The organism is Streptomyces angustmyceticus (assembly GCF_040701845.1).
In the GTDB taxonomy this organism is placed as follows: domain Bacteria; phylum Actinomycetota; class Actinomycetes; order Streptomycetales; family Streptomycetaceae; genus Streptomyces; species Streptomyces angustmyceticus_A.
The window spans coordinates 49,443-61,448 of record NZ_JBFBHQ010000019.1; the positions used below are offsets into that span (position 1 = coordinate 49,443).

The 12,006-nt window shown below is 73.0% G+C and carries 10 protein-coding genes; all 10 read left to right on the forward strand.

Annotated features, from left to right (window positions below; translation table 11 throughout):
• Positions 1-104: 104 nt before the first annotated feature.
• A complete protein-coding gene (locus AB0411_RS28330) occupies positions 105-2,114 on the forward strand; it encodes a glycoside hydrolase (RefSeq protein WP_366420114.1) in 2,010 nt (669 codons plus the stop codon).
• Between the two features lie 163 nt (positions 2,115-2,277).
• Complete coding sequence (nirB, locus tag AB0411_RS28335; protein WP_366420115.1) at positions 2,278-4,935, forward strand: nitrite reductase large subunit NirB; 2,658 nt, start codon at positions 2,278-2,280, stop codon at positions 4,933-4,935.
• The gene (nirD, locus tag AB0411_RS28340) at positions 4,932-5,333 is read left to right on the forward strand and encodes a nitrite reductase small subunit NirD (protein WP_366420116.1); all 402 of its coding nucleotides are present in this window, start codon (positions 4,932-4,934) and stop codon (positions 5,331-5,333) included. Before nirB ends, nirD begins: the two co-directional genes overlap by 4 nt.
• 108 nt (positions 5,334-5,441) lie before the next feature.
• Entirely contained in the window at positions 5,442-5,945 is a 504-nt protein-coding gene (locus AB0411_RS28345) for an SRPBCC family protein (protein WP_366420117.1), read from the forward strand.
• 110 nt (positions 5,946-6,055) lie between these two features.
• Entirely contained in the window at positions 6,056-6,361 is a 306-nt protein-coding gene (locus tag AB0411_RS28350) for an ArsR/SmtB family transcription factor (RefSeq protein WP_366420118.1), read from the forward strand.
• A 180-nt stretch (positions 6,362-6,541) separates the two neighbouring features.
• Positions 6,542-7,486 (forward strand): oxidoreductase, encoded by a 945-nt coding sequence (locus AB0411_RS28355; RefSeq protein WP_366420119.1) that lies wholly within the window; start codon positions 6,542-6,544, stop codon positions 7,484-7,486.
• Positions 7,487-7,686: 200 nt separating this feature from the next.
• Positions 7,687-9,726, forward strand: coding sequence for an APC family permease (locus AB0411_RS28360; RefSeq protein ID WP_366420120.1), 2,040 nt, complete (start codon positions 7,687-7,689; stop codon positions 9,724-9,726).
• Between the two features lie 165 nt (positions 9,727-9,891).
• On the forward strand, positions 9,892-10,701 hold the full coding sequence (locus AB0411_RS28365) for a maleylpyruvate isomerase family mycothiol-dependent enzyme (protein WP_366420121.1): 810 nt from the start codon (positions 9,892-9,894) through the stop codon (positions 10,699-10,701).
• 286 nt (positions 10,702-10,987) lie between these two features.
• A complete protein-coding gene (locus tag AB0411_RS28370; protein ID WP_366420122.1) occupies positions 10,988-11,356 on the forward strand; it encodes a hypothetical protein in 369 nt (122 codons plus the stop codon).
• A 165-nt stretch (positions 11,357-11,521) separates the two neighbouring features.
• The gene (locus AB0411_RS28375; protein WP_366420170.1) at positions 11,522-11,992 is read left to right on the forward strand and encodes a hypothetical protein; all 471 of its coding nucleotides are present in this window, start codon (positions 11,522-11,524) and stop codon (positions 11,990-11,992) included.
• Positions 11,993-12,006: the final 14 nt, after the last annotated feature.

A 12,006-nucleotide genomic window follows, 5' to 3' on the forward strand; every position in this document is an offset into this window, starting at 1 on the left:
GGAGTCGACGCCCTTGCGGACGCCCCATGCCGGCACAGCGGCCAACCGGCCGTGCGGGGCGCCCTCTTAGAACTCTCTTAATCCCCCTGACTATTCACTGACGTATGACACCCCACCTCCCCAAGACCACGGGGCGACGCCGCCGCGGCACCCGGGTCCTCGCCGCCTCCCTCGCGCTCACCGCAACCACCGCCGGGCTCGCCGGATGTGACAGTGCCGCGGCCGGCACCCTGGAGGGCAGCCGCCTCTCGCTTCCCGTCGCGGGCGGCACGGCCCTCGTCGACACCGCCTCGCTGGCCGTGCACGCACGGACCGCCGACGGGCGGTCGCTGGTGCTGTCCGCCGCGGCCGCCGGCGGGCTCGGGAAGCCGGGGCCGGTGACCCGTACGGCCGACGGGGCGCACTGGAGCTACCCCGACAAGGGGCTGAAGGTGACGGCGAGTTCGGAGCGCGGGCGGCTGCGGATCAGGCTGCGGGCGGACCGCGACGGGTCGGTGAGCTGGCCGGTGACCGGTACCGACCGGGCCGCCTCCGCCGTGCAGGTTCCGCGCGGCGAGGGGCTGGACATCCCGGTGAAGGACGCCTTCTGGAACGCCGGCCCCGAGAAGGGCGGGCTGGCCGGCAGCACCGTCGACATGGGCGAGGGCCTCTCGATGCCCCTGTGGGGCTACTCCCTGGGCAAGGCCGGCGGCGGGGGCGGGCGCGGCGTCAGCTACCTCACCCCCACCGACCTCGGCACCTCGCTGACGTTCGCCTCCACCGGCGGCCGGCTGCGCACCACCGCCGAGCATGCCTTCGACGCCGGTGAGGGCACCCGCGACTACGAGGTCTCCTTCGCCCTCACCGACGGCAACCCGGTCGCCTCCGCCGCCGACTACCGCTCCTACCTCTCGCAGCACGGCCGACTCGGCAGTCTGCGCAAGAAGATCGCGCAGAACCCGGCCAACGGCAAGCTGCTCGGCGCCTTTCACGCCTATGTGTGGGGCGACGCGCGGACCGCCGCCGGGGTGCGCAGGCTGAGGAAGCTGGGCGTGGACCGGATGTGGCTCGGCTACGACGCCGGCCCCGACCCGATGAACGCGCAGGCGGTGCGGGCCGCCGAGAAGGCGGGCTACCTCGTCGGCCCGTACGACACCTTCGCCAACGGCCAGAACCCCAAGAGCGCCGACAGCCCCACCTCCGCCTGGCCGGACCGGGTCTACCCCGACTTCTGCATCCGCAAGGCCGACGGCACCCCGGAGTCGGGCTTCGGCAACCGCGGCTGCTACCTCAGCTCGCGCGCCTTCGAGAAGGCCGAGCCGGCCAAGCGCTACCTCGCCGACCGCACACGCACGATGGTCGCCAACGGCGCGGACAGCTACTTCCTCGATGTGGACGCGACCGGAGAGGTGTTCCGCGACCACGGCAAGGGCCATGAGATGACCAAGGCCGGCGACCGCGCGAACCGCCTGGCCCGGATGGAGCGGCTGTCGAAGAACCTCGTCCTCGGCTCGGAGAGCGCCCAGGCATGGGCCAACGAGGTGGTGGCCTACAACCACGGCGCGCTCACCCCGGTCGACGACGGCCTGTGGAAGCTGGAGAAGGACCGGAAGACGTGGGGCGGCTACTACCCGGAGAAGGCCCCCACCGCCTTCTTCAAGCCGGTCGAGCTGCCGAGCCGGATGGCCACCGCCATGTACGACCCCAAGTACCGCGCGCCGCTCTACGAGACCGCCCTGCACGGCTCGCTGGTCAATGTGGAGCGCTGGGAGCTGTCGTACGAGAAGCTGCCGGCCCAGAAGACCACCAGGGCGCTGCTGGCGATGCTCTACAACACCCCGCTCAACTACGTCCTCGACGGCCCGACGCTCGACAAGAACGGACCGGAGCTGGCCGCGCTGCAGAAGTACTTCTCGCCGCTGCACCGCGCGGCGGGCACCGAGCAGCTGACCTCCTTCCGGTGGCTGACCGGCGACCGTACGGTCCAGCGCACGGTCTTCGGCGACGGCAAGCTGACCATGACCGCCAATTTCGGCACGAAGACCGTGGGCGGGCTGCCGGGCGGCTGTGTGGACGCGCAGCTCGCCGGTGACCAGCAGTCGCGACGACTGTGCCCGGCGCGGTTGAACGGCTGAAGGGTCGACCGGTGAAGGATCGACCGGCTGAAGGGTGGAACCGCCGGCCCGCCCGCGGGGCCGCTGCCCTCACACGGCGGCGGCCCCGCCACTGAGGGCAGCGTTCCGCCCGGGAAACAGTGCAGATGCGGGCGGGTAACAGCCGCGCCGCAGGCTGACGGGCATGACCTCGATGCCGCCGCACCCCGACGCCACGCCGGACGCCGCCCCCGGCACCCCCACCCTCGTCCTCATCGGCCACGGCATGGTCGGCCAGCGCTTCCTGGAGGAGCTGGCCGACCGCGGTGTCACCGAGCGGGCGCGGGTGGTCGTGCTGTGCGAGGAGCCCCGCCCGGCGTACGACCGCGTCCAGCTCACGTCGTACTTCGCCGGCCGCACCCCGGACGACCTGAGCCTGACCGATCCGGACTTCCTGGCCCGGCACGGCATCGAACTGCACCTCGGCGACCCGGCCACGGCCGTCGACCGCACGGCCCGCACGGTCACCGCCCGCAGTGGCCTGACCGTCCGCTACGACGCCCTGGTGCTGGCCACCGGCTCGTACCCCTTCGTGCCGCCGGTGCCGGGAAAGGACAGCGCGGGCTGTTTCGTCTACCGCACCATCGAGGACCTCCTCGCGATCGAGGAGTACGCGAAGAACGCCCGCACCGGTGTCGTGGTCGGCGGCGGGCTGCTCGGCCTGGAGGCGGCCGGCGCGCTCGACGGGCTCGGGCTGCGCACCCACATCGTGGAGTTCAGCCCGCGGCTGATGGCCCTCCAGGTCGACGAGGGCGGCGGCCGGGCGCTGCGCCGCACCGTCGAGGGGATGGGGCTGGAGGTGCACACCGGCGTCGGCGGCAAGGAGATCGTCGCGGACGGGGCGGGCGCGGTCACGGCCATGGGCCTGTCCGACGACTCCCGTATCGACACCGACCTCGTCGTCTTCTCGGCCGGTGTCCGCCCCCGCGACCAGCTCGCCCGGGACTGCGGGCTGCCGGTCGGCGAGCGGGGCGGCATCGTCGTCGACGAGCACTGCCGCACCGGCGACCCGGGCGTCTACGCGATCGGCGAGTGCGCGCTGGCCCCGGACGGCCGGGTCTACGGTCTGGTCGCCCCGGGGTACGACATGGCCCGCGTCGCGGCCGAGTCCCTCGCCGGGCAGTTCGGCGCCGGCACCGGGGCGGCCGCCGTCTTCACCGGCGCGGACCTGTCCACCAAGCTGAAGCTGCTCGGCGTGGACGTCGCGTCCTTCGGCGATGCGCACGGCACCACCGAGGGCTGCCTCGACGTGGTCTACGCCGACTCCCGCAGCGGCGTCTACAAGAAGCTGGTGATCGGCGCCGCCGGCGAGCTGCTGGGCGGGGTGCTGGTCGGCGACGCCGAGGCGTACGGGATGCTGCGGCCGCTGACCGGCACCGTTCCCCCGCTGGCGCCCGAGCAGTTGGTGCTGCCCGCCGGGCTCGCGGCCGACGGCGGCGGCGCGCTCGGCCCGTCCGCGCTGCCGGACGACGCGGTGCTGTGCAACTGCCACAACGTGACCAAGGGAACGGTGCGGGCCGCGGTCACCGAGCACTCCTGCGGCACCCTCCCCGAGATCAAGAAGTGCACCAAGGCCGGTACCGGCTGCGGCAGTTGCGTGAAGTCGCTGACCGCCGTGATGAACGACGAGCTGGCCGCGTCCGGCGTCGCCGTCGACACCGGCCTGTGCGGCTGCTTCCCGCACACCCGCGCCGAGCTCTACGAGATCGTGCGGACCCTGCGGCTGACGTCCTTCGCCGCGCTGCTGGACTCGCACGGCCGCCCGGAGGCCAGGAACGGCGAGGGCTGCGAGATCTGCAAGCCCACCGTCGGTTCGATCATCGCCTCCCTGGCGCCCAGCGTGGGCGCCGACGGCTATGTCCTCGACGGGGAGCAGGCCGCCCTCCAGGACACCAACGACCACTTCCTCGCCAACCTCCAGCGCAACGGCTCGTACTCGATCGTGCCGCGCGTCCCCGGCGGGGAGATCACGCCGGAGAAGCTGATCGTGATCGGGGAGGTGGCCCGCGACTTCGGCCTCTACACCAAGATCACCGGTGGTCAGCGGATCGACCTGTTCGGCGCCCGGGTCGACCAGCTCCCGCAGGTGTGGTCCCGGCTGGTGGCGGCCGGCTTCGAGTCGGGGCACGCGTACGGCAAGGCGCTGCGCACCGTGAAGTCGTGCGTGGGCCGGACCTGGTGCCGCTACGGCGTGCAGGACTCGGTCCGTATGGCCATCGAACTGGAGCTGCGCTACCGGGGCCTGCGCTCCCCGCACAAGCTGAAGTCCGCGGTCTCCGGCTGTGCGCGGGAGTGCGCGGAGGCCCGGGGCAAGGACTTCGGCGTCATCGCCACCTCCCAGGGCTGGAACCTGTACGTGGGCGGAAACGGCGGCGCGGACCCGCGCCACGCCGACCTGCTCGCCCAGGACCTCGACGACACCGAGCTGATCCGCCTGATCGACCGCTTCCTGATGTTCTACATCCGCACCGCCGACCGCCTGGAGCGCACCTCCGCCTGGCTGGAGCGGATCGAGGGCGGCCTCGACCACGTACGGGACGTCGTCGTGCACGACTCCCTGGGGCTGTGCGACGAGCTGGAGGCCCTGATGGCCGCCCATGTCACCCACTACCGCGACGAGTGGGCCGAGACCCTCGCCGACCCCGAACGGCTGGCCCGCTTCGTCTCGTTCGTCAATGCGCCCGACGCGCCGGACCCGTCGGTCCGCTTCGTACCGGAGCGCGACCAGGTCAAACCGGATCTGACGCTGCTGGCCGGGCCGACCCTGCCCGTTCGCACTCTCGAAGGGACCTCCGTCCGATGACCACCGCACTCACTCCCCTCGCCCGCCCCGCCACCACCGCCCCGGCCGGCACAGCCGTCACGGTCGAGATCCGCTGCCCCCAGGGCTGGGTCCCGGTGTGCACGCTGGACGACCTCACCCCGGGCCGCGGCGTCGCCGCCCTCCTCCCGGACGGCACCCAGGCCGCGCTGTTCGTCGACCGCGCCGGCCAGGCGTACGCGATCGCCAACCGGGATCCGTTCACCGGCGCCCAGGTCCTCTCCCGCGGCCTGACCGGCTCGTCCGACGGCCGGGCGTTCGTGGCGTCACCGCTGCTCAAGCAGCGTTTCGACCTGGCGTCGGGGGACTGCCTGGACGACCCGTCGGTCTCGGTGACGGCCTATCCCGTACGGACGCGGGGCGGGGCGGGCGGCGACTGAGGGCCGGCCCCGCCGCACGAGCAACCCACCGGTTGCACCTCCTGCCGCTACGTGCAACCATCAAGTAGCACGTCAGGTATCAGAAGGGCACGGCAGGAGGAGCACCCCATGAGCACCGACAGCAACCGGCACGAGGACGGCGGCGCCGGCGCGGGCGACGCCCACGACCGGATCGAGCGGGAGATCAGCATCGCCGCGCCCGTCGAGCGCGTCTGGGCCGTGCTCACCGAGCCCGAGCACGTCGGCTCGTGGTTCGGCCAGGGCGAACCGACCCCGGTCGACCTGCGGCCGGGCGGAATCATGGAGCTCGACCACGGCGAGTACGGCCAGTTCCTGACCAAGATCGTGAAGGTGGACCCGCCGCACCACTTCTCGTACCGCTGGGCCGGCGCACACCCCGGCGAGGTGGCGGTCGAGGGCAACTCCACCCTCGTCGAATTCACCCTCACCGAGGAGGGCGACGGCACCCGCCTGCGCGTGGTGGAGAGCGGATTCACCGGCCTCCGCATCCCCGAGGACCGCACGAAGACCGCCGGTTACGAGAGCCACTCCGCAGGCTGGTCCGGCCAGGTGGAGAACATCCGGCGGTACGCGGAGCAGCTCGCGGCATGAGGAAGGGAGACGCGGCCGGGGGCCGGGGCCCGGGCTCGGGCTCGGCGTCGGATGCCGGTCGGGGCCCGGGGGCGGCGTCGGGCGCCGGCGAAGGTTCCGGCCCGGACGCCGTGGCGGAGGTCCTCTCCGCGCTGGCCGACCCGACCCGCCGCCGGATACTCGACGCCCTCGCCGCACACGGCGAGGCGACCGCCACGGTCCTGGCCGCCGAACTGCCGGTCAGCCGCCAGGCCATCGTCAAGCACCTGGGGGTCCTGGACCGGGCCGGCCTGGTCGCCGGCCACCGGGAGGGCAGAGAAGCGCGCTACCGGGTCATACCGGAGCGGCTGGGGGTCACCGCCCGCTGGATGGACCGGGTGGCCGCCGCCTGGGACACCCGCCTCTCGGCGATCAAACGCCTCGCCGAGGGAGAGTGACGAGGCCGGCCGGCGATCAAGGCAGTGACCAGGGCGAGGACCACGGGCGACGGCGGCCGGGGCACGGGGCGGCCGGGCGGCGAGAGAAGCCGGGGGCGAGGCGGAGGCCTTACGGGGGCCCTCCGGTCCCGGCCGCCCCGTCCACGTACCCTGGTCGCCCCCGTACGGAGGAGCACAGGCGTGACCCGGTGGAACACCAGCCACATCCCCGACCAGACCGGCCGCTCGGTGGTCGTCACGGGCGCCAACAGCGGAATCGGCTACGCCACGGCACGTGAACTGGCCCGCCACGGCGCCCGCGTACTGCTGGCCTGCCGCAACCAGGCGCGCGGCATGGCGGCCCTGGACCGGCTGCGGTCCGAAGTCCCCACCGCCGAGGCCGAGTTCCGGCCCCTCGACCTGGCCGACCTGTCCTCCGTACGCGACTTCGCCGCCGCCCTCGACGACTTCGACGGCGACCGCCTCGACCTGCTCATCAACAACGCGGGCGTGATGGCCCTGCCGTACCGGACCACCGCCGACGGCTTCGAGATGCAGTTCGGCACCAACCACCTCGGCCACTTCGCCCTGACCGGGCTGCTGCTGCCCAAGCTCCTGGCCACCCCCGGCGCCCGGGTGGTCACCGTCTCCAGCATGCTGCACGTCCTCGCCGACCTCGACTACGACGACCTCAACAGCGAGCGCTCCTACCGCCGCTGGATCGCCTACGGCCGCTCCAAGAGCGCCAACCTCCTCTTCACCCACGAGCTGACCCGGCGGCTGGCCGCGGCCGGCTCCCAGGTCGTCGCGGCCGCCGCGCACCCCGGATACGCCGCCACCAACCTGGCGACGGCGGGCGTCCGGATGGAGGGCCGCACCTCCGCCGAGCGCATGGTCGACCTGGCCAACCGCGCGCTCGCCCAGTCCCCGGAGGGCGGCGCCCTGGGCACCCTCTGCGCGGCCACCGCCCCGCACATGCGGCCGGACTCCTTCCTCGGCCCGCGCAGCGGACTGCGCGGCGCGCCCCTCCAGTCCTTCCGCGGCCCCTGGACCAGGAAGGCCGCGAACAGCGAACGCCTGTGGGCCGCCTCGGAGGAGCTCACCGGCGTCCACTACGACTTCTCGCCGCCGCCGACCGTGCTCTGACGGCGACCGGCGGGAGGCCAGCTCCTTCGGCCTCCCGCCCTCCACTCCCCTCGCGTCTCCTTCGCCCTGTCCCCGCGTCAAGAACCCGTGAAGAACACCCCGCCCCCCGCCAAAGGGCCGCCAAGGCCCGGCGACGCGGCCGGTCGCGCCCCGCACGCTGAGCTGGTCCCGCACGGTGTTGCACGGAGGTACGACGACAGATGTCGATGGTTTCCCAGCCCGATGGCCGGCCCGAGGAACCGCCGGACGGCACCAGCGGCGGCGTCACCACCCGGCGGTACGGCGCCGACGCCACCCCGCCGTACGGCGCCGGCAACGGCTCAGGCCGGCGGCCGGCCCACGCCCCGGGGGAGGCCACCGCCCATGCCCCTGCGCACGCCCCCGACTCCGCAACCGCCCCCGTATCCGCCGTGCCGCCCGCCCCGGCATCCGCCCCCGCCGCCGGCGACCGACATCGCCTCACCGCCCTCCAGGGCCTGGCCGCCCTCTCGCTCGACGCCATGGCGTCCGTCGCCTACGGCCCCGAGTCGATCGTGCTGGTCCTGGCCGCGGCGGGCGCCTACGGCCTCGGCTTCACCCTCCCCGTCACGCTCGCCATCGCCGCGCTGCTGGCCGTCCTGGTCGCCTCGTACCGCCAGGTGATCGCCGCCTATCCCCACGGCGGCGGCTCGTACGCGGTGGCCAAGACGCACCTCGGCCGCCGGCCCGCCCTGGTGGCCGCCGCCTCCCTCCTCCTGGACTACGTCCTCAATGTCGCGGTCTCCGTGACGGCCGGGGTCGCGGCCCTGACCTCGGCGTTCCCCGCGCTCTACGACGACCGGACGGCGATCTGCCTGGCGGTGCTGCTGCTGATCACCGGCATCAACCTGCGCGGCATCGTCGACTCGGCGAAGGCCTTCCTCCTCCCCACCGCCGTCTTCGTCGCGGCCGTTGGGACGATGATCGTCGCCGGTCTCTTCCGCGACGCCCCCGCCTCCACCGTCACCGCCGACGGGCACCCCTCCGCCCTCGCCCAGAACGCCACCGCCGTCGGCGCCCTGCTCCTGCTCAAGGCGTTCGCGTCCGGCTGCTCGGCGCTGACGGGAGTCGAGGCGGTGGCCAACGCGGTGCCGTCCTTCCGGGCTCCGGCGGCCAGGCGCGCCCAGCGCACCGAGGTCGCGCTCGGCGCCCTGCTCGGCGTGATGCTGATCGGGCTGTCCGTACTGATCGGCCGCTTCCACCTCCAGCCGGTCGAGGGCGTCACCGTCCTCGCCCAGCTCGCGGACGCCTCCCTCGGCCACAACGCGGCCTTCTACGTGGTCCAGTTCGCCACCATGGTCCTCCTGGCGCTGGCGGCGAACACCTCCTTCGGCGGGCTGCCCGTCCTGATGGGCCTGCTCGCCCGGGACCACTACCTGCCGCACGTCTTCGGCCTCAAGGCGGACCGCGAGGTCCACCGCCACGGCGTGCTGGCCCTCGCCGCCGTCGCCGCGGCCCTGCTGGTCGTCTCCGGCGGCGACGTCAACACCCTCGTCCCGCTGTTCGCCATCGGAGTGTTCGTCGGCTTCACGCTCTGCCAGATCGGCATGGTCCGGCACTGGCGCCTCGACCGGTCCCCGCGGTGGCGCGGCAAGGCCCTGCTGAACGGTTTCGGCGCGCTGCTCACGGGCGTCTCGGCGCTCGTCGTCACCGCCACCAAATTCACCGAGGGCGCCTGGCTCCTCGTCATCACCCTGCCGCTGCTGGTCCTCGCCTTCGAAGCCGTGCACCGCGCCTACGCCCGCATCGGCGAGCGCCTCGGCCTGGGCCGCATCCCCGAAACCCCGCACCGCGCTCCCTCCCTCGTCGTCGTGCCCGTCTCGCATTTGTCCCGGCTGACCTGCGAGGCCCTGAACGCGGCGGTGTCGCTGGGCGACGAGGTGGTGGCCGTGACCGTCACCCACGACGCCCCCGAGGACCGCCCGGCGGCCGAGGCGCTGCGCCGCGACTGGGAACTGTGGAACCCCGGCGTGGCACTCCTCGAACTGCCCTCCGCCACCCGCTCCCTCGGCCGCCCCATCGCCGCCTGCGTCAGCGACCTGACGACGCGCCGCCCCACCACCCGCATCACCGTCCTGATCCCGGAGGCCGAACCCGCCCACCGCTGGCAGCGCCTGCTGCAGAACCGGCGCGGCGCGGTCGTCGCCCGCGCGGTACGCCGGGACACGGACGCCGTCATCTGCCGGCTGCGGTTCCGCCTGGAACGGAGCGACCGCTCGTGAGGCGGAGCCGGGCATGCGGCCGCGCCGGGGCGTGAGAGGAGTGGCTCGCGACGCGGAACGGTCCGTGACGCGGAACGGTCCGTGCGGCGGAACTGCTCACCGCCCGTGACACGGAACCGCTCGTGGTGACGCTCCGTTGTCAGTGGTGCGTCCTACCGTGAGGACATGAACTCCGCAAAGCCCGCCATGGATTACGACGGCCACTGCGCCGCCCTCGTCGACCAGGCCGTCCTGCTGGCGTCCTGCCTCACGGAACGGGACGCCGACCTGACGACCACCGTCCCCTCCTGCCCCGACTGGAACCTCGCCCAGCTGCTCCGGCATCTGGGCGAGGCCCATCGCTGGGTCGAGGACCTCGTCCGGACCCGGGCGACCGAACCCCCGCCCGACAATGCCCTCCGCGTCCTCCCCCGTGACACCCACCAGTCCCCCGCCGAGGTCGCCGCCTGGCTCACCGAAGGCGCCCGACGCCTCGCGGACACGCTCCGCACCGCGGGCCCCGACGCCCGGATCTGGACCCCGCTCCCCTCCGGCTCCCCGCGCTTCTTCGCCCGCCGCATGGCCCACGAGACGGTCATGCACCGGGCCGACGTGACACTCGCCCTCGGCAGCGACTTCACCGTCGACCAGTCCCTCGCCCTGGACACCCTCGACGAGTGGATGGAACTCGGCTCCCTGCCCGAGATGTTCGACTTCCACCCGGACCGGCGCGAGCTCCTCGGCCCCGGCCGCACCCTCCACTTCCACGCCACGGACACCCCACCGGAAGCCGGCGCCGACTGGCTCGTCGACCTCACCGGTGACGCCCTCGCCTGGCGCCGCGCCCAGGAACCGGCCGCCGTGTCCGTCCGCGCCCCCCTGACCGACCTCCTGCTCCTCATCTACGGCCGCACCCCCGCCGACCACACCACCTTCGAGATCACCGGCGACGCGGAGCTGCTGGAATTCTGGCTGGCGCGGGTGCTGTTCGGATGAGGGCGGGCGTGCGGGAGGGCAGGGCCGGTGCAGGGGAGGACCGGCGTACGGGAGGGCAGGGCCGGTGCAGGGGAGGACCGGCGTACGGGAGGGCAGGCAGCGCATACGGGCACCGCGGCCGACGGCACAAGGCTGGACGGCCTGCGCCCGCGGCAACGGCCCCGCTCGGCCCTCGATGCGGCCGCCGCCCGCCGGCCGGCAAGCCCGGACGCGAACCGATCGAGCCACCGCAGCGTGAGTTAGGTTGACCCCCGCCCACAAGAACCAGCGCCGAGGAGACAGCACCATGACCGAATCCGAGCGGCCGGCCGGCACTCCCGGCCTGCCTCCCACGCCACCTCCGTTCCGCCCGCGACTCGGCCCGGAGCCCCTGCCGACGAACGAGGCCGAGGCGCTGGCGATCGGCCGGCAGCACTTCCCCGAGGTCGGCTCGCCCAGCGGCCCGTCCGCCCTTTTCGTCCATGAATTCGACATCGGCTACCTGGTCCACGCGAGCTGGCCGCGCCCCGAGGACCCCACCGCCCCGCCCGCGGAGCCCGGGGGCAGCAACGTCGTCATCTCCAAGATCGACGGCGAGGTGACGTCCGTCCCCAACTTCCCCCCGGAGAGCGCGGTGGAGCTCTACCACCAGATACGCAACCGGAGGGCCTCCTGAGACCTTCCCGGTCGAAGCGCCTGGGCCTGCGGAGAGGGACGGACCCCCCTCCTGCACCTGGTGGGCCGTCAACACGGGAAGCTAAACTTTGGCCTGAAATATCATTCGACAGCCACTACCAACACGGGGGACATCGTGGCCGGAGCTGGCGGATTCCAGACCGATGTGGAGAGCCTCAAGGCCGAGGGAACGAACTTCGTCAAGCTCGGCGAGGACTTCTACTCCTCGGTGGCGCGGCTGATGGACGGCCTGCACGCGCTGGGGGCCGGCCCGCCCAGCAACGGTAACGAGCAGGCGCCGCCGGAGAAGTCGTTCGGCCAGCAGTTCATGAGCGGCCTGACGACGTTCGACAGCAAGGACGGCGCCCCGCCGTGGGGGGACGACGACCTGGGCGAGAAGTTCGGCGTCGTCTACGAGGGCGTGCGGGACGGCATGTACGAGTCGATGGGCCACCTCTCCTCGAAACTCCAGGAGATCGGCAAGGCGCTGACGTCGATGTCCAGGAACCATGCGGAGAACGAGGACTTCAACGACTCGCTGATGAAGCAGCACGTCAAGAACGAGCAGGCGTGGCAGGACCCGACGGCCCAGGACAATGCCGTCGTCCGCACGGCGTGGAGACCTGCACAGCACTGATTCCACCTACTGGC